General features: G+C 57.5%; 19 protein-coding genes. 11 read left to right on the plus strand and 8 right to left on the minus strand.

Annotation, left to right across the window (positions count from 1 at the left end; translation table 11 throughout):
- The first annotated feature begins 35 nt into the window (after positions 1 to 35).
- From RMR24_RS12850 to RMR24_RS12860, 3 genes are all read left to right on the plus strand, one after another.
- Positions 36 to 1,511: a DEAD/DEAH box helicase gene (locus RMR24_RS12850; RefSeq protein ID WP_310615478.1), complete on the plus strand. Its 1,476-nt coding sequence runs from the start codon at positions 36 to 38 to the stop codon at positions 1,509 to 1,511.
- A gap of 152 nt (positions 1,512 to 1,663) precedes the next feature.
- Positions 1,664 to 2,023: a type II toxin-antitoxin system RelE/ParE family toxin gene (locus tag RMR24_RS12855; RefSeq protein WP_310615479.1), complete on the plus strand. Its 360-nt coding sequence runs from the start codon at positions 1,664 to 1,666 to the stop codon at positions 2,021 to 2,023.
- Positions 2,020 to 2,307 carry a helix-turn-helix transcriptional regulator gene (locus tag RMR24_RS12860; protein ID WP_310615480.1) on the plus strand — a complete coding sequence of 96 codons (288 nt, stop codon included), beginning with the start codon at positions 2,020 to 2,022 and terminating at the stop codon, positions 2,305 to 2,307. The genes RMR24_RS12855 and RMR24_RS12860 overlap by 4 nt, the downstream gene beginning before the upstream one ends.
- 85 nt (positions 2,308 to 2,392) lie before the next feature.
- Here the strand turns inward: RMR24_RS12860 and RMR24_RS12865 are convergent, their stop codons facing one another.
- Positions 2,393 to 3,250, minus strand: coding sequence for a symmetrical bis(5'-nucleosyl)-tetraphosphatase (locus RMR24_RS12865; RefSeq protein WP_310615481.1), 858 nt, complete (start codon positions 3,248 to 3,250; stop codon positions 2,393 to 2,395).
- A 13-nt stretch (positions 3,251 to 3,263) separates the two neighbouring features.
- Here RMR24_RS12865 and RMR24_RS12870 point away from each other — a divergent pair, with 13 nt between their 5' ends.
- Entirely contained in the window at positions 3,264 to 4,565 is a 1,302-nt protein-coding gene (locus RMR24_RS12870; RefSeq protein ID WP_310615482.1) for a hemolysin family protein, read from the plus strand.
- 30 nt (positions 4,566 to 4,595) lie between these two features.
- Here RMR24_RS12870 and RMR24_RS12875 read toward each other — a convergent pair whose 3' ends face one another.
- Complete coding sequence (locus RMR24_RS12875) at positions 4,596 to 5,351, minus strand: class I SAM-dependent methyltransferase (RefSeq protein WP_310615483.1); 756 nt, start codon at positions 5,349 to 5,351, stop codon at positions 4,596 to 4,598.
- 86 nt (positions 5,352 to 5,437) lie between these two features.
- Here RMR24_RS12875 and RMR24_RS12880 point away from each other — a divergent pair, with 86 nt between their 5' ends.
- Both RMR24_RS12880 and fdhF read left to right on the plus strand, forming a co-directional pair.
- Positions 5,438 to 7,141 (plus strand): NADH-ubiquinone oxidoreductase-F iron-sulfur binding region domain-containing protein, encoded by a 1,704-nt coding sequence (locus tag RMR24_RS12880; RefSeq protein WP_310615484.1) that lies wholly within the window; start codon positions 5,438 to 5,440, stop codon positions 7,139 to 7,141.
- Positions 7,142 to 10,105: a formate dehydrogenase subunit alpha gene (gene fdhF / locus RMR24_RS12885; RefSeq protein ID WP_310615485.1), complete on the plus strand. Its 2,964-nt coding sequence runs from the start codon at positions 7,142 to 7,144 to the stop codon at positions 10,103 to 10,105.
- Here fdhF and purT read toward each other — a convergent pair.
- Positions 10,102 to 11,241 carry a formate-dependent phosphoribosylglycinamide formyltransferase gene (gene purT / locus RMR24_RS12890; protein ID WP_310615486.1) on the minus strand — a complete coding sequence of 380 codons (1,140 nt, stop codon included), beginning with the start codon at positions 11,239 to 11,241 and terminating at the stop codon, positions 10,102 to 10,104. The two genes, fdhF and purT, sit on opposite strands and share 4 nt — an antisense overlap.
- Positions 11,242 to 11,361: 120 nt before the next feature.
- On the opposite strand from purT, the gene RMR24_RS12895 reads away from it, so the two are divergent.
- From RMR24_RS12895 to RMR24_RS12915, 5 genes are read left to right on the plus strand one after another with little or no spacing between them, the layout of a single operon-like run.
- A complete protein-coding gene (locus tag RMR24_RS12895) occupies positions 11,362 to 12,546 on the plus strand; it encodes an ABC transporter substrate-binding protein (RefSeq protein WP_310615487.1) in 1,185 nt (394 codons plus the stop codon).
- Positions 12,547 to 12,548: 2 nt separating this feature from the next.
- A complete protein-coding gene (locus tag RMR24_RS12900) occupies positions 12,549 to 13,469 on the plus strand; it encodes a branched-chain amino acid ABC transporter permease (protein WP_310615488.1) in 921 nt (306 codons plus the stop codon).
- Between the two features lie 20 nt (positions 13,470 to 13,489).
- Positions 13,490 to 14,464, plus strand: coding sequence for a branched-chain amino acid ABC transporter permease (locus RMR24_RS12905; protein WP_310615489.1), 975 nt, complete (start codon positions 13,490 to 13,492; stop codon positions 14,462 to 14,464).
- Positions 14,461 to 15,207: an ABC transporter ATP-binding protein gene (locus RMR24_RS12910; RefSeq protein WP_310615490.1), complete on the plus strand. Its 747-nt coding sequence runs from the start codon at positions 14,461 to 14,463 to the stop codon at positions 15,205 to 15,207. Before RMR24_RS12905 ends, RMR24_RS12910 begins: the two co-directional genes overlap by 4 nt.
- Positions 15,208 to 15,210: 3 nt before the next feature.
- The gene (locus tag RMR24_RS12915) at positions 15,211 to 15,921 is read left to right on the plus strand and encodes an ABC transporter ATP-binding protein (RefSeq protein WP_310615491.1); all 711 of its coding nucleotides are present in this window, start codon (positions 15,211 to 15,213) and stop codon (positions 15,919 to 15,921) included.
- Here the strand turns inward: RMR24_RS12915 and RMR24_RS12920 are convergent.
- The 5 genes from RMR24_RS12920 to RMR24_RS12940 form a co-directional block, all read right to left on the minus strand.
- Positions 15,906 to 16,919, minus strand: a complete 1,014-nt coding sequence (locus tag RMR24_RS12920; RefSeq protein ID WP_310615492.1) for a class 1 fructose-bisphosphatase — start codon at positions 16,917 to 16,919, stop codon at positions 15,906 to 15,908. The genes RMR24_RS12915 and RMR24_RS12920 overlap by 16 nt on opposite strands.
- 9 nt (positions 16,920 to 16,928) lie before the next feature.
- Positions 16,929 to 19,622, minus strand: a complete 2,694-nt coding sequence (gene pepN, locus RMR24_RS12925) for an aminopeptidase N (RefSeq protein ID WP_310615493.1) — start codon at positions 19,620 to 19,622, stop codon at positions 16,929 to 16,931.
- An 8-nt stretch (positions 19,623 to 19,630) separates the two neighbouring features.
- Positions 19,631 to 20,735 (minus strand): peptide chain release factor 2 gene (gene prfB, locus RMR24_RS12930; protein ID WP_310615494.1). Its coding sequence is split into 2 segments (ribosomal slippage): positions 19,631 to 20,653 and positions 20,655 to 20,735, totalling 1,104 coding nucleotides; the frame shifts between segments, so codons are not numbered across the junction.
- Positions 20,736 to 20,793: 58 nt separating this feature from the next.
- Positions 20,794 to 21,342, minus strand: a complete 549-nt coding sequence (locus RMR24_RS12935) for a hypothetical protein (RefSeq protein ID WP_310615495.1) — start codon at positions 21,340 to 21,342, stop codon at positions 20,794 to 20,796.
- Positions 21,343 to 21,382: 40 nt separating this feature from the next.
- Positions 21,383 to 22,300 carry an alpha/beta hydrolase gene (locus RMR24_RS12940; protein ID WP_310615496.1) on the minus strand — a complete coding sequence of 306 codons (918 nt, stop codon included), beginning with the start codon at positions 22,298 to 22,300 and terminating at the stop codon, positions 21,383 to 21,385.
- Positions 22,301 to 22,323 lie beyond the last annotated feature (23 nt).

Here is a 22,323-nt window from a genome sequence, read left to right on the forward strand (position 1 = left end):
GCCTGCCGCCCACAATGCGACAATATGCCCCAGACATGACGACTTCTTTTTCCAATTTGCAGCTGGCCCCCGCGCTGGCACGTGCCGTAGCCGAAATGGGCTACGAATCCATGACCCCCATCCAAGCCCAGGCCATCCCCGTGGTTCTGACCGGCCAAGACGTGATGGGCGCCGCGCAAACCGGCACCGGCAAAACCGCAGCGTTCTCGCTGCCACTGCTGCAACGTTTGCTCAAACACGAAAACAGCTCCACCTCGCCCGCACGCCACCCCGTGCGCGCACTGGTGCTGTTGCCCACCCGTGAGTTGGCCGACCAAGTGGCCCAGCAAATCAAACAATACGCCGCGCACACCAACTTGCGCAGCATGGTGGTGTTTGGCGGCATGGACATGAAGCCCCAAACCATCGAGCTGAAAAAAGGCGTCGAAGTGTTGGTGGCCACCCCCGGCCGTTTGCTCGACCACATCGAAGCCAAGAACGTGGTGTTGAACCAAGTTGAATATGTGGTGCTCGACGAAGCCGACCGCATGTTGGACATTGGCTTCTTGCCAGACCTGCAACGCATCTTGAGCCACTTGCCCAAGACGCGCACCACACTGTTGTTCTCGGCCACGTTCTCGACCGAGATCAAGCGCTTGGCTGGCAGCTATTTGCAAAACCCCGTCACCATCGAAGTGGCGCGCCCCAATGAAACAGCCGCCACCATCACGCAGCAGTTCTACAGCGTGAGCGTGGACGACAAGTACAACGCATTGCGTCACCTCATCAAAGCCAACGACATGAAGCAAGCCTTTGTGTTTTGCAACAGCAAACTTGGCTGCGCCCGTTTGGCCCGATCGCTCGAGCGCGATGGTTTTCGCACCAGCGCCTTGCACGGCGACAAGAGCCAAGACGAACGCCTGAAAGCCCTTGAGGGCTTCAAAAAAGGCGAAGTCGATTTGTTGGTCTGCACCGATGTGGCTGCTCGCGGCTTGGACATCAAAGACGTGCCAGCGGTGTTCAACTTTGACATCCCGTTCAACGCCGAAGACTATGTGCACCGCATTGGCCGCACAGGCCGCGCGGGTGCTTTGGGCAAAGCCATCAGCTTTGTGTCGGGCAGCGACCAACGCTTGGTGGGCGACATTGAGAAATTGCTCAAGACCAAAATCACTCTAGAAAACGTGACCGTTGAGCAAGACCGCTCGCGTGAGCGTCGTGAGCCGCGTGGCGAATCACGCGAACCTCGCAGTGATGCACCTCGTGGTGAGCGTTCAGAGCCTTCCAGCCGTCCACGTGAAGGCTACGCCCCGCGCGATGCTCGCCCCCGCGAACAAGACAGCCGTCGCAGCCGCGAAGTGGGCTATGTGCCCGCACCGCGCGTGAAGAACGACCCGTTCTTTGACAAGCCTTACGAAGCGCCTGTGCGCAGCGCCGAAGCAGCTGCACCTGCCGCACCCGACCCACTGCGTAAGTCGGCCAACATCAAGCCCAAGCGGGTGATGGCGGCTTTGTTCAAGTCGACCACTTAAAAAAAAACGCGCCGATGGCGCTTTTTTTTGGTGCGAAGGGGCTACAGCAAAGCGCATGAGATGGACAAACAGATTTGAATCAGTGATAGCCTTCGCTGAAAAGTAGGCGCCTTAAGCTGCCAGAGGGACTAAACGGGACCTAGGGGAGCTAAATGAAAAACCCAAAAGATAGCAAAAACGCTATACTTGAAACTCAGTGGACTGTGACCCTGCATCCACTGGCGGCGCATGAATTACAGACCATTCCCGCCGATATGCAAGCTCGGTTTTTGCACATCGGTGAAATGCTGGTGGACTTGGGGCCACATCGTGTGGGCTTACCGCACATTCGGCCACTAGAAAGCAAACTGTGGGAAATGCGCATGACGGGCCGCGATGGTATTGCCCGTGCCGTTTACGCCGCCGTGCAGGGGCGCACTTTGCTGGTGTTGCATGTGTTTATTAAAAAGACGCAGACCACACCACGAAGGGCCATTGAAACCGCATTGAAACGCTTGGAGGAATCGACATGAAAAGCCTGAAAGACGTGAAAGCCGAACTGCTGGCCAATCCTGCCGTTCGCCAAGCCTATGAAACGCAAGCGCCCGAGTTTGAGCTGGCCCGTGAACTGATTGCAGCACGCACGCAAGCTGGCCTAACGCAAGACGATGTGGCTGCACTTATGGGTACAACCCAAAGCGTGGTGGCACGCATAGAAAGTGGCAGGGGCACGCCATCCATGCGAACAGTCCAACGTTTTGCCAGTGCCGTGGGAGCGCGTGCCGTGGTGCGTATGGAGCCATTGACGGCGGCATAAAGTTGCAGCTGGTTGGCGATTCGTCCAAGCATGACGCTCAACACGGCATTGCTGTGCGTGGGGCCATGGTGGCCAGTCCGCTTGGCTAGGCCAACGGGTCCATCGTCTGCGGGCACTTCACGCTGACCCGCTGCCAAGCAGGTGCATCGCTCATGTTGAGCAAGGTGTCTTCGGCTTCTAGCTTCGCAGCACTTAGGCAACCACCCCACACGCACCCATCGTCTAGGCACATCACGTCTTGGCGGTCTGCAATGTGCACGGTGGACCAATGGCCAAAGGCCATTCGCACATTGGCCGTCAGTCGGTCCGGCACATCAAACCAAGGCATCAAGTGCGCGGGGGCTTTGTCTGCGCTTTCTTTCACGCTGAAATCCATCGCGCCCTGTGCATCGCAAAAGCGCAAGCGGGTCAGGGCGTTGACGATCACGCGCAAACGGTCTGCGCCTTCTAGATCATCACGCCACACATTGGGCATGCCGCCATACATCTGCGGCATGAAGTGCACCCAGTCGTCGCTGCGCAGCAAGGCTTCTACTTCGCCAGCCAGCGCCATGGTTTGCTGTGCTGTCCACTGGGGCAGCACGCCCGCGTGCACCATCAGCACTTGGCCCACTTGCATGGCCATCTGTTGGTGACGCAGCCAGTGCAGCAACTCGGCGCTGTCGGGTGCGGTCAAGATGTCTTGGAAGGTGTCTTGCTTGTTGGGCTTGCGCACGCCTTGCGACACAGCGAGCAAATGCAAATCGTGGTTGCCCAGCAGGCATTGCGCACTGCTGCCATATCCCATGAGGCGACGCAGCACACCTGCGTTGCTGGGGCCGCGGTTGACTAAGTCGCCCAGCAAATATAGCGTGTCGCGGCTGGGTGAGAACGCGATGTGCGTCAACAAACGTTCCAAGGCTTCGTCGCAGCCTTGCACGTCGCCAATCAAGTAAAGTGCCATGTAGGAGATTGTGATGGATGTTTTACTGATTGTTTTCTTAACGCTGCTCAACGGCATGTTCGCCATGTCCGAGATGGCTTTGTCGTCCAGCCGCAAAGCGCGCTTGGCAGCGTTGGCCGAAACGGGCGATGGTGGCGCCTATGCCGCGTTGGTGTTGATGGAGCAGCCCACACAGTTTTTGTCGACCGTGCAAATTGGCATCACGTCCATTGGCGTGCTCAACGGCATCGTGGGTGAGGCCGCGTTCAGTGATGACTTTTCGTATTGGTTATTGACCCAAGGCGTGCCTGACAACTTGGCTTCAGGCTTGGCCACGGCGTTTGTGGTGACCCTCATCACCTTCAGCACCATTTTGTTTGGCGAGCTGGTGCCCAAGCGCATTGGTCAGTTGTTTCCAGAGTCGGTGGCCCGTGTCGCGGCCCCTGCCATGTTGGCATTGGCCACCTTGGCTAAGCCCTTTGTGTATTTGTTGTCGGCCAGCACCAGCGGCATGTTGAAGTTGTTGCGCGTGGATGTGCACGGTGCACGCACGGTGACAGAAGAAGAAATTTCAGCCAGCTTGGTCGAAGGTGTGGATGCAGGCTTGATCGAGCAACACGAACACCAGATGGTGCAAAACGTGTTCAACCTCGACGAGCGCCCGCTCACCTCCATCATGGTGCACCGCTCAGACATCGAGTGGCTCGATTCCAAATTGCCCGTCCCCCAAGCCTTGGCACAAGTGGGTGCCAGCGGGGCGCACTCGTGGTACCCCGTGTGCCGTGGCGATCTCGACAATGTGGTGGGTGCGGTGAGCGTGTCTCAGCTCTTGCGTTTGCCACCCGGCACCGACATGACGGTGGAGGCCTTGGCCAAGCCCGTGGCCTTTGTGCCCGAAACCTTGAGCGGCATGGACTTGCTGGAGCAATTCCGCAAACCCGCCGAGCGCGCCACAGCCCATGGCCGCATGGTGTTGGTCGTAGACGAATACGGTGTGGTGCATGGCTTGCTCACGCCTCGCGATTTGCTCGAAGCCATCACAGGCGAGCTACTGCAAGCCACGCCCACAGACCAAGCGTGGGCTACACAACGCGACGATGGTTCTTGGTTGGTGGACGGCATGATGCCTGTGACCGAATTCAAATCTCGCCTGAGCATCAAAGAGCTGCCAGATGAGGACCGTGGCATTTACAACACAGTGGCTGGGTTGGTCATGGCTATTTCGGGCGAGCTGCCGGGCGTGGCCGATGTGGTGATTTTTGGTGAATGGCGTTTTGAGGTGGTCGATCTTGATGGCCGACGCATCGACAAGCTCTTGGTGAGCCGCATCAGCTAATGCTGTTTGGCAACCGCTTTAACCATCGTCTTAAAGATCGCCTCTCTTTGCACGGCGGTTAAACGGCACCTGGTACATCCACACCGGGCGGCCATCGCGACACGTCAGGATCGCGCTGGGCACCAGCTCTTGTGCTTCAAACTCTAGGCTGATCAGCCAAGCGCCACGGCGCAATTCGGCTTCTGCTTTCTCTACGGCGCGGGGCATGCTCTCGGGGCGTTGGAACATGTAAACCATGTCAAAGCTGCGCCAGTCCACCAGCCAAATGTCGCCTTGACGAATCATGGCAAACGAACAGCGCATGGCGCTGAGCACGCGAAGCGGCCAGCTCATCTCTACGCCATGCAGCTCGGCACGCGGAAACGCATCGCGCAACGCCAACAGTCCGTCGCCCAAGCCGCTGCCTGCATCCAAAATGCGAGCGCCTGCGGGCAGGGTGATGTGTTGCTGCATCTCGCGCAGTGCACGTTTGGGCGTGGGAAACAACGGGGCATCGCGCCAAGCTTTGCGTGGGTAAACCAACACGATCAACCCCAGCAGCAGCAGCCAGCCCAAAGGCGGCACACTGAGGGTGGCCGATGAAGCCAGCATCGACAGCGGAAAACCCAACACGATCAGGGCCTTGCGCATGGGCGTGTTGACCAGGGTGCTAAAAAAGCCGCCCAAGAACGTGGCAGCGATGAAGGCAATCGTCTCGCTTACGCCCAAGGTTTGCAGGCCCTTAAAGATGAGCCAAGACAAACCCCAGACAAGCAGGGCGGGGATGGGCCAATTCATGAATTTCATGAGGAAGAATCATAGAGCCAACGTGACAGCTTGTGCTGGGCGTATGACTGAAAATCAAAGTCTATGAAATTCGTTCACCAGCTCACATGAATCAGCCGTCCACACGCACCCTCAGTACCGTCGATGAAATGCGAGAGACTTTGCGCCGCATGGGGCAGCTGAAAGGCAGACAAGTCGACGACGCGTCATTGCAAGATGTGCGTGACTTGATTGGCGAGGCGCCACATCGCCGTGACTTGCTGATTGAGCATTTGCACCAACTCAACGATGCCTATCGCTGTTTGCACGACCGTCACTTGGTGGCCTTGGCCAAAGAGATGCAGCTGCCCATGGCCGAGGTGTTTGAAGTGGCCACCTTCTATCACCACTTCGAAGTGGTGCGAGGCGACGAAGCTGCGCCCGGCCTCACGGTGCGTGTGTGCGATGGCTTGAGCTGCGAGTTGGCGGGTGCTAAACAGTTGAAAGAGAAGTTGCCCGCTTTGCTAGGCAATGCCGATGTGCGCGTGATCTCTGCGCCCTGCGTGGGCCGTTGCGAACAAGCACCTGTGGCCGTAGTGCACCAAAACCCCGTGCCGCATGCCACGCCTGAGTTGGTGGTTGCAGCAGTTGCACAGAAGCAAACCCACCAAGTCATGACCGAGCATGTGGGCTTGGATGACTATTTGGCCGATGGTGGCTACCGCCTGTTGGCAGATTTGCATGCAGGCAAAGAGGATACCGAGCAAGTGCTCAAGGCCATGGAAGATTCGGGCTTGCGTGGCTTAGGCGGCGCAGGTTTTCCGGCGGGGCGCAAATGGCGCATCGTGCGCGAGCAATCCGCGCCACGTTTGATGGCCGTCAACATTGACGAAGGCGAGCCTGGCACATTCAAAGACCGCACCTACCTAGAGCGTGACCCGCATCGCTTTTTAGAAGGCTTGTTGGTGGCGGCCCATGTGGTGGGCATTGACTCTGTTTATATTTATTTGCGTGACGAGTACCACGGCTGTCGTGAACTGCTCACACAAGCGTTGGCGCATTTGCAAGCCAACCCACCATGCCCACTTCCGCACATCGAGTTGCGCCGCGGTGCAGGTGCCTATATTTGCGGTGAAGAGTCCGCGATGATTGAAAGCATCGAGGGCAAACGTGGCGAGCCCCGCATGCGCCCACCCTACATTGCGCAAGTGGGTTTGTTTGGCAGGCCCACCCTCGAACACAACTTTGAAACGCTCTATTGGGTGCGCGACATCGTGCAAAAAGGCGCAGACTGGTTCAGTGGCTTTGGTCGACACGGCCGCAAAGGTTTGCGCAGCTTCAGTGTGAGCGGACGCGTCAAGCAGCCGGGCGTCAAGCTCGCACCTGCGGGCATCACCCTTCAAGAGTTGATTGACGAGCATTGCGGCGGCATGCTCGACGGTCATGAGCTTTATGCGTATTTGCCTGGCGGTGCATCGGGCGGCATCTTGCCTGCGCGCATGAATGACATTCCTTTGGACTTTGACACCTTGCAGCCCTACGGTTGCTTCATTGGTTCAGCGGCCGTCATTGTGCTGAGCCAACACGATTCAGCACGTGACGCGGCCATCAACATGATGAACTTCTTCGCGCACGAAAGCTGCGGCCAGTGCACGCCGTGTCGTGTGGGCACAGCCAAGGCTTCGCAACTCATGCAAGCCAAGGTGTGGGACAACACCACCTTGGAAGACTTGAACCAAGTCATGACCGATGCCTCGATTTGTGGTTTGGGCCAAGCTGCGCCCAACCCCGTGCGTTGTGTGCAAACCTATTTTCCAGAGGAGATCGTTTAAATGAACGCCTCGATCAAACCCACAGACTTGATGCCGCAAACCGTTGAGTTCAAGCTCAACGACCAGCCTGTGAAAGCCTATGAGGGCGAGACCATTCTGAGAGCCGCACAGCGCCATGGCGTGGACATTCCACACCTTTGCTACAAAGACGGCCTGCGCCCCGATGGCAACTGCCGAGCGTGCGTGGTCGAGATCAAAGGCGAGCGCACTTTGGCGCCGAGTTGCTGCCGCACCGCGACCGCTGGCCTTGAGGTGTTGGTGAGTGACCGTGCGGTGAAGAGCCAGAAGATGGTGCTTGAGATGTTGCTGTCGGATATGCCTGATGTTGGGTACAAGTGGAACGATGCTGCTTCGCCCGCTGCTGCGACGGGAGATACGCCGGGCTCCTCATGCGGCGAGCCAAAATCGTCACCCGGCGCATCTCCCGTCGCAGCGGGTGATGGCGATCGTGGTGAAGCTGGCCAGCATGGTGAGTTGAGTGACTGGGCTTCTCGCATGGGCGTGACCGTGCGGCCTGAGTTGCGTGCTCTGCGCCGCGAGCAACCGGCGAGCGATGTGTCACACCCTGCGATGGCGGTGAACCTAGATGCGTGTATTCAGTGCAACCGTTGTGTGCGTGCATGCCGCGAAGAACAAGTGAACGATGTGATTGGCTACGCCAACCGTGGTGCGCACAGCCAAATCGTGTTTGATTTGAACGACGAGATGGGTAATAGCTCGTGCGTGGCGTGCGGTGAATGTGTGCAAGCGTGTCCCACGGGTGCGCTGATGGCTAAGTCGCAAGTTGGCTCACAAGTGGTGGATAAGAAAGTGGACTCGGTGTGCCCGTTCTGCGGTGTGGGTTGCTTGCTGACCTACAACGTGAAGGACAACACAATTGTCAGCGTGGATGGCCGCGATGGCCCCGCCAACCACAACCGGTTGTGTGTGAAAGGTCGCTTCGGTTTCGACTACATCCACAACCCGCAACGCTTGACCATGCCGCTCATTCGCAAGCCCGGTGTGCCCAAAGACCCAGAGTCGATTGGTCAATTCAACCGCAATGCAGCGGACTGGTCTGAGGTGTTCCGAGAAGCCACGTGGGAAGAAGCCTTGGTCTTGGCTGGCGGCAAGCTCAAAGAGTTGCGCGACACGCATGGCAAAAAAACACTGGCTGGGTTTGGCTCGGCCAAAGGCAGCAACGAAGAAGCGTATTTGTTCCAGAAGTTGGTGCGCACCGGCTTTGGCTCGAACAACGTGGACCACTGCACACGCTTGTGTCATGCCTCCAGCGTGGCTGCTTTGCTAGAAGGTGTGGGCTCGGGCGCAGTGAGTAACCAAGTAAACGACGTCGAGCATGCGGGCTTGATTTTTGTCATCGGCTCCAACCCCACCACCAACCACCCTGTGGCCGCCACGTGGATGAAAAACGCCGCCAAACGCGGCGCCAAAATTGTGTTGGCTGACCCGCGCATCACCGACATTGGCAAACACGCATGGCGCACCTTGCAGTTCAAGCCCGACACCGATGTGGCGATGCTCAATGCCCTGATTCACACCGTGATTGAAGAAGGCTTGGTGGATGAAGATTTCATCCGTCACCGAGCCAACAACTACGAAGCCTTGAAAGAAAACGTCAAAGGCTACAGCCCCGAAGCGATGGCGCCCATCTGCGGCATTCCTGCAGAGACACTGCGCGAAGTGGCGCGTGAGTTTGCCAAATCCAAGGGCTCGATGGTCTTGTGGGGCATGGGCGTGAGCCAGCACGTGCATGGCACAGACAACGCGCGTTGTTTGATTGCCTTGGTCACCGTCACTGGTCAAATCGGCAAGCCCGGCTCTGGCTTGCACCCACTGCGCGGTCAAAACAACGTGCAGGGTGCGAGTGATGCTGGCCTCATCCCGATGATGTACCCCAATTACCAACGCGTCACCAACAAGGCAGCGCACGATTGGTTTGAAAAGTTTTGGGACACACCGCTGGACGACCAACCCGGCTACACCGTGGTAGAAATCATGGGCAAGATCTTGGCGGATGACAACGACCCGCATAAGATTCGCGGCATGTACATCATGGGCGAGAACCCCGCCATGAGCGACCCCGACTTGAACCACGCTCGCCACGCGTTGGCGACGCTGGAACATTTGGTGGTGCAAGACATCTTCATGACCGAAACCGCTTGGCTGGCTGATGTGGTGTTGCCCGCTACGGCATGGCCCGAAAAAACTGGCACGGTCAGCAACACCGACCGCATGGTGCAGTTGGGCAAGCAAGCGATCGATCCACCGGGTGATGCGCGTGCGGATCTGTGGATCATTCAAGAGATAGCCAAATGCGTTGACTTGAATTGGAACTACCAAGGCGACCACCACGGTGTGGCTGAGGTGTACGACGAAATGCGCCAAGCCATGCATGCCGCCATCAACGGCATCACGTGGGAGCGTTTAGAGCGTGAGTCGAGCGTGACTTACCCGTGCTTGACAGCTGAAGACCCGGGCGAGCCCACCGTCTTTGTTGATCATTTCGATACCGATGATGGCCGCGTGCACTTGGTGCCGGCTGACATCATTCCAGCGAATGAACGTCCAGACCGCGACTATCCGTTTGTGTTGATCACAGGTCGCCAGTTAGAGCATTGGCACACCGGCAGCATGACGCGACGCGCCACCGTGCTGGATGCGTTGGAGCCCATCGCCACTGCGTCCATGTGCGGCGCAGACATTCAGCGCTTGAGTGTTGAGGCGGGTGACGTGATCACCATCGCTTCACGCCGCGGCCAAGTGACGCTGCGCGTGCGACGTGATGACGGCACACCGCAAGGCGCTGTGTTTGTGCCATTCGCCTACTACGAAGCTGCTGCCAACATGATGACCAACCCAGCGTTGGATCCCTTCGGGAAAATTCCTGAATTCAAATACTGCGCGGTGGCCATTCATGCAGGCGGCGAGTTGCCGGTCAATGCAGGCTTTGGCGTTAACGCTTAGAGCGTGACCACGCCGATTTTCTTCGCCGCAGCGCGTGCTCGCTCTAAAGCGTTAGGCCCTTTGGCCAAAGCCACCGCCATGCGTCGGTAAGGACGCGTGGTGGGCTTGCCAAAAATGCGCACATCGGTGCCGGGCTCGCTCATGGCTTCGGCCACACCTGTGAAGGTGGGATCTTTGCCATCTTGGTTGGCCAGCACCACAGCGCTCGCACCTTCGACGGTGTCGATGTTCGGAATCGGCAAGTCCAAAATGGCACGCGCATGTAAATCAAACTCGCTCAGGTTTTGGCTGATGAGGGTGACCATGCCCGTGTCGTGTGGGCGAGGGCTGAGCTCGCTGAAGATGACTTCGTCTTTCGTCACAAAAAATTCCACGCCAAACAAGCCAGCACCGCCCAGATCAGACGTGACCTTTTCAGCCATTTGTTCTGCAGCCTTCAAATACTCCGGCTTCATGGGTTGAGGCTGCCAGCTGTATTGGTAGTCGCCGCGTTCTTGCACGTGGCCAATGGGTTGGCAAAACACAGTGGTGCCGTTGCGTTGACGCACGGTGAGCAGGGTGATTTCAAACTCAAAGTGGATGAACTCTTCGACGATGACGCGTCGGCGGTCGCCGCGCATGCCTTCACAGGCGTACTCCCAGCTGGTTTGAATGTCCGCTTCGGTCTTGGCCACACTTTGGCCTTTGCCAGAGGAGCTCATCACGGGCTTGATGACGACTGGGAAACCAATGGCCTTGGCTTGGCTCAGCAACTCTGCGGCTGACTCGGCATAGCTGAACTTGGCGGTGCGCACGCCCAAGCCCACAGCCACATCACGGATGCGGTCGCGGTTCATGGTCAGGTTGGCAGCGCGGGCGCTGGGGATGACTTCAAAGCCTTCTTTTTCTACTTCCAGCAACACCTCGGTGCGGATGGCCTCGATCTCGGGCACGATCAGGTCGGGCTGGTGTTGGGCAATGGCTGCGCGCAGGGCTGCTTCGTCCAACATGCTGAACACGCTGCACTCATCGGCCACCTGCATGGCAGGTGCGCCTGCATAGCTGTCGCAGGCCACCACATAGCAGCCCAAGCGCTTGGCGCTGATGACAAATTCTTTGCCGAGCTCGCCCGAGCCTAAGAGGAGGATTTTTTTCATTGCATGACCTTTAACCGTTGGATTAGCCTTATTTTCCAAGCCCAGCAAAGGTGAACGTATACAAAATAGACAGCCTCAACCGGCCTTTAAAATCTAACACTCATTTTTGGAGACACGTTCATGCACGCTTTTCGCCGTTCTTTGATTGCCCTGAGTTTGGGCTTGGCTTGCGCTTCTGGTTTTGCGCAAAACGACGCGACTGTGAAGGTCGGTTTGCTCAGCACCTTGTCTGGCCCTGGTGCGGGTTTGGGTGTGGACATTCGTGACGGCTTTCAGCTCGCCGTCAAACTGTCAGGTGGCAAGTTCAGCGGCAAGACTGTTGACGTCATCGTGGCCGACGACCAAGCCAGCCCCGATGTGGGCCGCCAAACCGCAGACCGTTTGGTGAAACGCGATAAGGTCGACTTCATGACGGGCATCGTGTTCTCCAACGTCATGTTGGCTGTGGGTTCGCCCACGTTTCAGTCGAAAACCTTTTACATCAGCGCCAATGCAGGCCCCTCGCAATATGCGGGCGAGCAGTGCAACCCTTACTTCTTTAGTGCGTCCTACCAAAACGACAACATGCACGAAGCCGTGGGCAAAGTGGTGACCGACAAAGGTTTTAAGAAAGTCGCCTTGATCGCGCCCAACTACCCCGCAGGCAAAGACGCGATTGCTGGCTTCAAGCGTTTCTTCAAAGGCGAGGTGGCGTCCGAGACCTACACCACCTTGAACCAGCTCGACTACGGCACTGAGCTGTCTAAGTTGCGCGCCACCAAGCCTGACGCTGTTTACATCTTTTTGCCCGGCGGCATGGGCATCAACTTCATCAAGCAGTTTGTGGGTGCGGGCTTGTCGAAAGACATCACCTTGTTTGGCCCCGGCTTCTCGGGCGATGAAGACGTCATCAAAGCCGTGGGCGACCCCATGTTGGGCATGTTCAACACCTCGCAATGGGGCCACGACATGGACAACGCAGCTAATAAAAAGTTTGTGGCCGAGTTCGAAAAAGCCTATGGCCGTTTGCCTACCTTGTACGCAGCGCAAGGCTTTGATGCTGCACGTTTGATCGAAGCAGCCGTGCGTGACAGCAAAGGCAACTTGGAAGACAAAGCCGCCGTGCGCAAAGCCTTGGAAGCTGCCAAGTTTGATTCGGTGCGTGGTGCGTTCAAGTTCAACAGCAACCACTTCCCGATTCAAGACTACTACTTGCGTGTGATCACCAAGGATGCCAAAGGCCGTGTGACCAACCGTACTTTGGGCACGGTTTTCAAAGCGCACTCTGACGCTTATGCAGCCAGCTGCAAGATGCCTAGCCTGTAAACATGGATGGGATTTTGCTGTTTGAGCAATCGCTCAACGGCTTGCAGTTTGGGTTGATGTTGTTCTTGCTGGCCGCGGGCTTGACGCTCGTGTTTGGCATCATGGACATGATCAACCTCGCGCATGGCTCGCTCTACATGGTGGGCGCTTACCTGATTGCCACGGTGGCTGCGGCCACCGATTCTTTTTGGCTGGGGCTGGGCGCGGGTGTGGCGGGTGCGGCGCTATTTGGCGTGTTGCTAGAAGTGTCTATCCTGCGCCGCTTGTATGAGCGTGACCACCTCTCGCAAGTGCTGGGCACCTTTGCCATTCTCTTGATGTGCAACGAAACCGTGCGTTTGATTTGGGGCGCACAGCCCATCACGCTCAACCCGCCTGCTGCTTTGAGCGGCCCTGTGGAATTGGTGAGTGGCTTTTTCTATCCCGCCTATCGCTTGTTCATCATCGGCGTGGGTTTGGCTGTGGCTTTGTTTTTGTATGTGCTCATCACGCGCACACGCGTGGGCATGCAAGTGCGTGCGGGCGCCGCGAACCGTGAAATGGCTTTGGCCATGGGCAGCAACGTGACGCGTTTGTTCACCGCCGTGTTTGGTGTGGGTGCTGCGTTGTGCGCCATTGCGGGCGGCATGCTCGGGCCATTGCTTGCGGTGCAAGTGGGCATGGGCGAGAGCATTTTGATTTTGGCGTTTGTGGTCATCGTCATCGGTGGAATTGGCTCGATTCGCGGTGCGTTCTTGGGCGCGATGTTGGTGGGCTTGGTAGACACGGCAGGGCGCACTTTGGTGCCTATGGTGTTTGATTCGCTGCTCAGCGCCGAGGCCGCGTCTAGCGCTGGGCCTGCTGTGGCTTCGATCTTGATTTACATGCTCATGGCCACGGTGTTGTTCTTCAAGCCGCGTGGTTTGTTTCCCACCCACGGTTAAACATCACACTGTTACAAAGCATGGCTAATTTTTCCGCGCGTACCTCACTTGACCACTCCATGCAGTGGCGCTGGAGCGTGCCTGCGTTGCTGTTGTTGGTGGCGTTGCCATTCATCGCCAACGCAGTGGGCGAGGGGTTTTACATCGCCTTAGCCAGCCGCATTTTGATTTTTGCTTTGGCTGCGACCAGCCTCAATTTCATTTTGGGTTTTGGCGGCATGGTGAGCTTTGGCCATGCGGCGTTTGTGGGCGTGGGCGCCTACAGCGTGGCCATCCTCACGCAAATGGGCGTGACGGACGCGTGGGTGTTGTGGCCTGTGGCGATGGTGGCGAGTGCTGTGTTTGCATTGTTGATCGGTGCCATCAGCTTGCGAACGCAAGGCGTGTACTTCATCATGATCACGCTGGCTTTTGCTCAGATGATTTACTACCTCACCATCTCTATCAAAGCCTACGGCGGTGACGATGGTTTGTCCTTGGCGGGTCGTTCGAAAATTCCGTTTGTAGATGTCAATGACGAGACTTCGTTTTATTACGTGGTGTTGGCTGTGTGCGTGGCCTCACTCTATGCCGTGGCCCGTGTGCTGAACGCGCGCTTTGGCCATGTGCTGCAAGCCATTCGCGAAAACGAGGTTCGCATGCAAGCGCTGGGCTATGCGGTGTACCGCTACAAGTTGGCTGCGTTTGTGGTGGCGGGTGCCTTGGCTGGTTTGGCCGGTGCGTTGTTGGCCAACCAAGGTGGCTTTGTCAGTCCTGCGCTCATGCAGTGGAGCCAGTCGGGCTTGTTGATGATGATGGTCATCTTGGGTGGTGTGAGCCACTTGTATGGCGGTGTGTGGGGCGCTGTGGTGTTCTTGCTGCTCGAAGAAACACTGAGCCACTTCACCATCCATTGGCAACTGGGCTTAGGCGCTTTGTTGTTGGCCGTGGTGCTGTTGGCCCCCAATGGTTTGACCAGCGTCTTGCAACGTCTGCAGCGAAAGAGCCAGCCATGAGCGCACCCTTGCTGCACGTCGACAACTTGGTCAAACGCTTTGGCGGCTTGGCTGCCACTGACCACGCCACGCTGCAAGTGAAGGCTGGCGAAATACACGCACTCATTGGCCCGAACGGCGCGGGCAAGACCACGCTCATTCACCAAATCTCGGGTGCCTTAGCGCCTGATGAAGGCCGCATCGTATTTGATGGGGTAGACCTCACACACACAGCGATGCACCGGCGTGCACGGTTGGGCTTGGTGCGTTCGTACCAAATCACCAGCGTGTTCAAGCGCCTCACGGTGCAAGACAACTTAGGTCTTGCCACTCAGGCGGGTGAGGGAAGTAGCTTCAAGTTTTGGCAAGCCGCACGCAGCGAATACGCGCGTTATGCCCGCGCCGCCGAGGTGGCTGAGCGTGTGGGTTTGCAAGCGCAACTCATGCAGCCCGCAGGTGCGTTGTCGCACGGCGAGCAACGCCAGCTCGAAGTGGGCTTGGCCTTGGCCACGTCACCGAAGTTGATGTTGTTGGACGAGCCCATGGCCGGCATGGGTCCTGATGAATCTGAGCGCATGGTGCAACTGCTGCAAAGCCTGCGCGGCGACACCACGCTGCTGTTGGTCGAGCACGACATGGACGCGGTGTTTCGTTTGGCCGACACCATCTCGGTGTTGGTGTCGGGCCAAGTCATTGCGTGCGGCACGGCTGAGCACATCAAAAACGACGACGCTGTGAAGCGCGCTTACCTAGGCGATGAATAAACCATGAGCGCCTTGTTAGAAGTGAAAGACTTGCACAGTGGCTACGGCAGTAGCCAAGTGTTGTTTGGCGTCAGCCTGTCCATCGAGGCAGGCGGCGTTTGCACTTTGCTGGGCCGCAACGGCATGGGCAAGACCACCACCGTGCGTGCCATCTTGGGCCTCACGCCTGCGTTGTCGGGCACGGTGCGTTTTTGTGGCGAACGTGTGGAGGGTTATAGCCCTGACCGCATCGCGCGCATGGGGCTGGCGGTGGTGCCTGAAGGACGCCAAATTTTCCCGACGCTTTCAGTGCAAGAAAACCTGTTGGCTTTTGCTGCCAACCGTAATAGCAGCACCAACCCATGGACGCTAGAACGTGTGTACGCCTTGTTCCCACGTTTGGCTCAGCGTCATCGACACATGGGCAACCAGCTTTCGGGTGGTGAACAACAAATGCTGGCCATTGGCCGCGCCCTCATGACCAACCCACATTTGCTGGTGTTGGACGAAGCCACCGAAGGTTTGGCCCCCTTGGTGCGTGAAGACATTTGGCGCTGCCTGCATACTTTGTGTGCTGAAGGCCAAAGCATTTTGGTGATCGACAAGTATGTGCAAAAGCTGGTCAAGCTGGCCGACCAACACACCATCATCGAGCGTGGGCAAGTGGTGTGGCAGGGGGCGTCTGCGGAGCTAGAGGCTGACCATAGCTTGTGGCATCGTTATGTGGGTGTGTGATAACTCGTCACACGTTCGACTTCGTTTTTAGAACCCAAGACCACGCTCACACGTTGGTGCAGTTGTGTGGGCTGGATGTCCAAAATGCGTTGGCGTCCGTCGGTGGCTGCGCCACCGGCTTGTTCGATCAACCAGCTCATGGGGTTGGCTTCGTACATGAGGCGCAGCTTGCCGGCTTTGCCTGGCTCGCGCTTGTCCCAGGGGTACATGAACACACCGCCGCGTGTGAGGATGCGGTGCACGTCGGCCACCATGGAGGCAATCCAGCGCATGTTGAAGTTTTTGCCGCGTGGGCCTTCTTCACCTTGAAGGCACTCGTCGATGTAGCGCTTGACGGGTTCGTCCCAGTGGCGCATGTTGCTCATGTTGATGGCAAACTCTTTGGTGTCGGCAGGCACTTTCACGTTTTCTTGGGTCAACACAAATGAGCCTTGTTCGCGGTCGAGGGTGAACATGACCACACCATCACCCACGGTGAGCACCAAGGTGGTTTGTGGGCCGTACACGCAGTAGCCAGCTGCCACTTGTTGGGTGCCAGGCTGCAAGAAGTCGTCTTCGCTCACGCCTTTGCTGGGGTCCACTTTTTTGAGCACGCTGAAGATGGTGCCAATGCTTACGTTGACTTCGATGTTGCTCGAACCATCGAGTGGGTCAAACATCAAGAGGTATTCGCCTTGGGGGTAGCGGTTGGGCACGACATGGATGCTGTCCATTTCTTCGGACGCCATGGCCGCCAAATGGCCTCCCCATTCGTTGGCTTCGATCAACACATCGTTGGCGATGATGTCGAGTTTCTTTTGCACTTCGCCTTGCACGTTTTCGCTGCCGGCCGAGCCCATGACGTCGCCCAGTTCGCTGCCCAAGGCGCCTTTGTTTACGGCGTGGCTGATGCTCTTGCAAGCGCGTGCCACAACTTCGAGCAACAAGCGAAGCTCTGAGGGGATGAGGCCTTTGGCGCGTTGTTGTTCGACCAAATAGCGGGTGAGAGAAACACTCATGGCAAGTCCTTAGTTGGCGAGCGCGCGCGAAACCACTTCGCGCACGTCATTGCTTAAATCGGCTTTGGCGGCGACGCGTTTGATGGCTTCGTGCGCAGCGGTGCGGTAGGGCTCTGCCAGTTTGGACCAACGGTCCAAGGCGCGTGCCAAACGGGCGGCGACTTGTGGGTTGATGGCGTCAAGCTCCAACACGCGTTCACTCCAGAACACATAGCCCGCCGCATCGCTGCGGTGGAATGCGCCGGGGTTGGCGCTGCAGAAACTGAAGATCAGGCTGCGTGCGCGGTTGGGGTTTTTGATGTGGAAGTCGGGGTGCAACATGAGGTTGCGCACCAGCGACAAGATATTGCCGCCACGGTCAGTGCTGCCGGCTTGCAGGGCAAACCACTTGTCCATCACCAAGGCTTCGTTGCGGAACAGGTTGTAAAAGCGTTGCAGGGCATCGCTTGCCAACTCATGGCCAGAACTCACCAAAGCGCTGAGGGCGTTGAAGCGGTCGGTCATGTTGTGTGCGGTTTTGAAGCACTGGAAGGTACGGCCAGGCCACACCACGTCGCCGGTGGCGCGCGCATCCAAGCACAACATGGTGAGGGCCATGCCGCTCAGTGCACGGCGACCACTTGACACGGGGTCTGGGTTGAAAGCACCGTTCTCGCTGTGCGCTTCAAACGCCCACGCCCAATCGTCGTGCAACTCGCGGGCAATCTGCGCACGCATAGCTTCACGCACGGCGTGGATGCGCTGGGGGTCCACCACATCGAGTTGTTCAGCCATGTAGGTTTCAGAAGGCAAGGTGAGCACCAAGTCTTTGAAGGCAGCGTCCAAAGCAGGGTTGCGTAGCACGGTGCGCAGGGCTTGCACCAGGGCGGCGTCCAACACCTGTGTGGGTTCGTTGTTGGCAGCCACTGCAGCCAGTGCGGCACTCAGACACAGACGCTGCGCTGCTTCCCATTGGTTGAATGGGTCGGTGTCGTGTGCGAGCAGCGTGAGCAGTTGGGTGGCCGTGAAGTCGCTCTCCAACACCACAGGGGCGCTGAAACCACGCAAGATGGATGGCACGGGCTCTTCGCCTGCCTGCAATGACAAGTCTTTGAACTCGAAGCTTTGTGTGGCTTCGGTGAGCACCAACAACTGGCTAGGCAACACCTCGCGACCATCGGCAGCCAGCAAGCCAAATTGCACCGGGATGACAAACGGTTCTTTGTGATCTTGACCTGGGCTGGGTGGGCAGCTTTGGCTCAAAGTGAGTGTGTACGCGCATGTGTCTGCGTTGTAGCTGCCAGCGGCTTGCACGCGGGGTGTGCCTGCCTGTGCGTACCAACGCTTGAACTGCGTCAGGTGCGTGGCCAAAGCTGAGCCTGGGTTGGCATCGGCAATCGCTTGGGCGAAGTCGTCGCACGTCACGGCGTGGCCATCGTGGCGCTCGAAGTAGAGCGACATGCCTTTGGCGAAGCCTTCACGCGACGTCAGAGTCTGCATCATGCGAACAACCTCTGAGCCTTTTTCGTAAATCGTGACGGTGTAGAAGTTGTTGATCTCTACATAGCTGTCAGGACGCACGGGGTGGGCCATGGGGCCTGCGTCTTCTGGGAACTGCGCAGTGCGCAACAGGCGCACGTCTTCAATGCGCTTGACGGCTTTGGCGGATGCCGCTGCTTGCGCGTTATCTTTCAGCGCTTCAGCGGCCAAGTCTTGGCTGAACTCTTGGTCGCGGAAAACCGTCAGGCCTTCTTTGAGCGAGAGTTGGAACCAGTCGCGGCAAGTCACGCGGTTGCCAGTCCAGTTGTGGAAGTATTCATGGCCGACCACGCTCTCAATGTTGGCGTAGTCCATGTCGGTGGCAGTGGCTGAGTTGGCCAACACAAACTTGGTGTTGAAGATGTTGAGGCCTTTGTTCTCCATCGCGCCCATGTTGAAGTCGCTGGTGGCAACAATCATGAAACGCTCTAAGTCAAGGCTCAAACCAAAGCGCTGCTCATCCCATTTGATGCTGGCCATGAGCGAGTTCATGGCGTGTTCGGTTTTATCCAAATCACCTGAGCGCACAAAGACTTGCAGCAAATGTTCTTTGCCCGATGGCGCTTTGACGCGCTGTTCGCGGCACACAAACTGGCCAGCGACCAAGGCAAACAAGTAGCACGGCTTTTTGTGTGGGTCGACCCACTTGGCAAAGTGGCGGCCTTCTTCCAGGTTGCCTTCTTCCACCAAGTTGCCGTTGCTCAGCAACACGGGGAATGCCTTTTTGTCGGCGCGCAGCGTGACGCTGTAGTTCGACATCACATCTGGGCGGTCCAAGAAATAGGTGATGCGGCGAAAGCCTTCGGCCTCGCACTGCGTGAAGAACGAGTCGTTGCTGACGTACAAGCCCATGAGCTTGGTGTTCTTGGCGGGCAGGCAGGTGGTAAAGATTTCCAGCGCGAAAGGCTCATGGCCTTTGGGCAAGTTTTCCAGCACCAACTGGCTGCCGTCCATCTTGAACGAGGTGCCTTGGCCGTTCACCAACACGCGGGCGAGGTTGAGCTCGTCACCGTCCAAGCGCAGGGGCTGCGCCGCCACGTCGGGGTTGCGGCGCACGCTCATTTTGTTGAGCACGCGGGTCTTGGCGGGGTCCAAGTCAAACGTCAGATCGACGGTGTTAATCCAAAACGCGGGCGCGGTGTAGTCGGCGCGTTGAATCAATGGGGCTGTGCCTTCACGGTACATGGTGTTCCTTAGATGCCTTGCTTGAGTGACGCTTCGATGAAAGCATCGAGGTCGCCGTCCAAGACTTTTTGTGTGGCCGAGACTTCAACGTTGGTGCGCAAGTCTTTGATGCGGCTGTTGTCCAGCACGTAGCTGCGAATTTGGTGACCCCAGCCCACATCGGTCTTGGTGTCTTCGAGCTTTTGCTGTTCTTCTTGGCGCTTGCGCATCTCAAAGTCGTACAAGCGCGAGCGCAGGCGTTTCCAAGCGACGTCACGGTTGCTGTGTTGGCTGCGACCGTCTTGACACTGCACCACGATGCCGGTGGGCATGTGGGTCAAACGCACGGCGGAGTCGGTTTTGTTGATGTGCTGACCACCCGCGCCCGAGGCACGGTAGGTGTCGGTGCGCACGTCGGAGGGGTTGATGTCGATCTCGATCGAGTCATCAATCTCGGGGTACACAAAGACGGAAGCAAACGAGGTGTGGCGGCCACCCGAGCTGTCAAACGGCGACTTGCGCACCAAGCGGTGCACGCCAGTTTCGGTGCGCAACAAGCCAAAGGCGTATTCGCCTTCGATCTTGATGGTCGCGCCTTTGATGCCAGCCACGTCGCCTGCAGATTCGTCTTCGACGGTGGTTTTAAAACCTTTGCGTTCGGCGTACTTGAGGTACTGGCGCAACAGCATGCTGGCCCAGTCGCAGGCTTCGGTGCCGCCAGCGCCGGCTTGGATGTCGAGGAAGCAATTGAGCGGGTCTGCTTCGTTGCTGAACATGCGGCGGAATTCGAGCTCTTCGATGGTTTTGACCAAGCCTTGGGTGTCGGTCTCGATGGTCATCAAGCCGTCTTCGTCGTTGTCGGCTTTGCTCATCTCAAACAACTCGGCGTTGTCTGCCAGCTCTTGGGTCAGGCGGGTGAGGGTGACGACCACGCCGTCGAGGGCTTTCTTTTCACGACCCAGCTCTTGCGCTTTTTTGGGGTCGTTCCAGACCGTGGGGTCTTCTAGTGAGGCGTTAACGGTGCGCAGTCGTTCGGATTTGGCATCGTAGTCAAAGATACCTCCGGAGATCCACCGTGCGCACGCTCAGGTCGGCGAGGGTAGATCCAATGAGGTTGATGCGTTCTGCTTCCATGATGCGGTCTTCTTTAGGTGTCTAAGTAACCGCATATTTTCTCACGTTCGGACCCGGCTTAAAAGCTGCGCACATAAGCGAAGGTGATGCCAGCCGTTCCCAGCATGAATGCTTGCGCAGATTCTTTGGGTGAGAAGGCATAGCCCAGTGATGGAATGATGGCGGGCGCAATGCCAGCGGAGTTAAATCCGATGTCGTCTTTGTGTTTACCGCGGTAGCCGTAAATGAAACCAGCTGACACTTTGGTAAATAACTTGGGGTTACCCAAAATGTTGTTCCATTGCTGTCCCACATAGACATAAGCTGAGGGTTGGCCAAAGGAATTACTGAACAGGGCAAGGCCGCAGAATCGACCACCCTCGACATGGCGATCAATGGCAACAAGTTTGACGGGTTTATGTTCCGTGCTGTTGTGCCAGTGGTAGGTGAGTGGAGACAGCGTTAAATCCCATGTTTTATCGACTTTTTTCCCACCTTCAACAGCCAAGCTGTCAGGGCAGGGCTGCAAGTCATACAAGCTATCTTCTGCGTGTGCACTGCCCATTCCTAATGCGCCAGAGAGGGCGAGGGTGACCATGAGGGCGCGGAGTTGGGATGGGTTGGCCATTGCGTGTCGCCTAAAAAAATGAATGCGGAATTTTAGTGGCTCATGTGACAGTTTGAAGACTTAAGAATTCTTCTATCAACTGAGCCAGTTGTTCGGGTTGGTCGTGGTGCAGCATGTGACCCGCGTCTTCAATGACGGCATGTGTGATGTTGGGCACAGAGGCAATGCGCTGCATGAACTCAGCCAAGGTGTAGCTGTCTTTCCACCACTGACTCATGCTGTCGGTGCTGGCCACCACGCACAGACTGGGGGCGGTGATGCGTTCGTAAATGACTTGGGTCTCGTCGGTTTTGAAGAGCTGGGCATTGACCACTTTGTGCGCCGCGTGGCCCAAGATGCGCCACTCGCCTTGTTCGTTGGCACGCGCCCAGTGCTGAGCCAGCCAGTGGGCTTTGTCTGTGCCCAGACGTGGGTTGGTTTTGATGAGGCGCTGCGCCACGGCCTCTAGGCTGGGGTAGGGCTTGAGGTCCATCTCGCCGCGTTGTAAGGCGGTGAGCTCGTCCATCCACTTGGCCAAACGGCCTGGCGCTTGTGATGGGCGGGTGGCAGGCATGCCAAAGCCTTCGAGGTTGATGAGTTTTTGAATGCGTTCGGGACGAATGCCTGCATACATAGTGGCTACATGACCGCCCATGCTGTGGCCCAGCAGGTTCACTTGTCGTTTGCCCACGTAGTGGTCTAACAGTTGGTCGAGGTCGGCCAAGTAGTCGGGGAAAAAGAAGTTGTCGGTGTGGGGTGTTTCGGTCAGACCAAACCCGCGCCAATCGGGGGCGATGACCCAATGGTCGTCTTTCAAAGCGTCGATCACGAACTGAAACGAGGCTGCCACATCCATCCAGCCATGCACCATGACCAGTGGCGTTTTGTCTGGCGAGGGCGTGCCCCACTGCAAGACGTGGTAACTCAGGTGACGGATTAGGACAAACGCGCTGCGCGAAGGCTTTTGGATTGGGTACATTGTTCGAATCATAAGGACACGAG

The sequence above is a fragment of the Limnohabitans sp. genome (assembly GCF_031539105.1).
GTDB lineage: Bacteria > Pseudomonadota > Gammaproteobacteria > Burkholderiales > Burkholderiaceae_C > Limnohabitans.

Coding starts and splice junctions, on each gene's coding strand:
- RMR24_RS12850 (WP_310615478.1), top strand. CDS start 36: ATGACGACTTCTTTTTCCAATTTGCAGCTGGCCCCCGCGCTGGCACGT.
- RMR24_RS12855 (WP_310615479.1), top strand. CDS start 1,664: ATGAAAAACCCAAAAGATAGCAAAAACGCTATACTTGAAACTCAGTGG.
- RMR24_RS12860 (WP_310615480.1), top strand. CDS start 2,020: ATGAAAAGCCTGAAAGACGTGAAAGCCGAACTGCTGGCCAATCCTGCC.
- RMR24_RS12865 (WP_310615481.1), bottom strand. CDS start 3,250: ATGGCACTTTACTTGATTGGCGACGTGCAAGGCTGCGACGAAGCCTTG.
- RMR24_RS12870 (WP_310615482.1), top strand. CDS start 3,264: ATGGATGTTTTACTGATTGTTTTCTTAACGCTGCTCAACGGCATGTTC.
- RMR24_RS12875 (WP_310615483.1), bottom strand. CDS start 5,351: ATGAAATTCATGAATTGGCCCATCCCCGCCCTGCTTGTCTGGGGTTTG.
- RMR24_RS12880 (WP_310615484.1), top strand. CDS start 5,438: ATGAATCAGCCGTCCACACGCACCCTCAGTACCGTCGATGAAATGCGA.
- fdhF (WP_310615485.1), top strand. CDS start 7,142: ATGAACGCCTCGATCAAACCCACAGACTTGATGCCGCAAACCGTTGAG.
- purT (WP_310615486.1), bottom strand. CDS start 11,241: ATGAAAAAAATCCTCCTCTTAGGCTCGGGCGAGCTCGGCAAAGAATTT.
- RMR24_RS12895 (WP_310615487.1), top strand. CDS start 11,362: ATGCACGCTTTTCGCCGTTCTTTGATTGCCCTGAGTTTGGGCTTGGCT.
- RMR24_RS12900 (WP_310615488.1), top strand. CDS start 12,549: ATGGATGGGATTTTGCTGTTTGAGCAATCGCTCAACGGCTTGCAGTTT.
- RMR24_RS12905 (WP_310615489.1), top strand. CDS start 13,490: ATGGCTAATTTTTCCGCGCGTACCTCACTTGACCACTCCATGCAGTGG.
- RMR24_RS12910 (WP_310615490.1), top strand. CDS start 14,461: ATGAGCGCACCCTTGCTGCACGTCGACAACTTGGTCAAACGCTTTGGC.
- RMR24_RS12915 (WP_310615491.1), top strand. CDS start 15,211: ATGAGCGCCTTGTTAGAAGTGAAAGACTTGCACAGTGGCTACGGCAGT.
- RMR24_RS12920 (WP_310615492.1), bottom strand. CDS start 16,919: ATGAGTGTTTCTCTCACCCGCTATTTGGTCGAACAACAACGCGCCAAA.
- pepN (WP_310615493.1), bottom strand. CDS start 19,622: ATGTACCGTGAAGGCACAGCCCCATTGATTCAACGCGCCGACTACACC.
- RMR24_RS12935 (WP_310615495.1), bottom strand. CDS start 21,342: ATGGCCAACCCATCCCAACTCCGCGCCCTCATGGTCACCCTCGCCCTC.
- RMR24_RS12940 (WP_310615496.1), bottom strand. CDS start 22,300: ATGTACCCAATCCAAAAGCCTTCGCGCAGCGCGTTTGTCCTAATCCGT.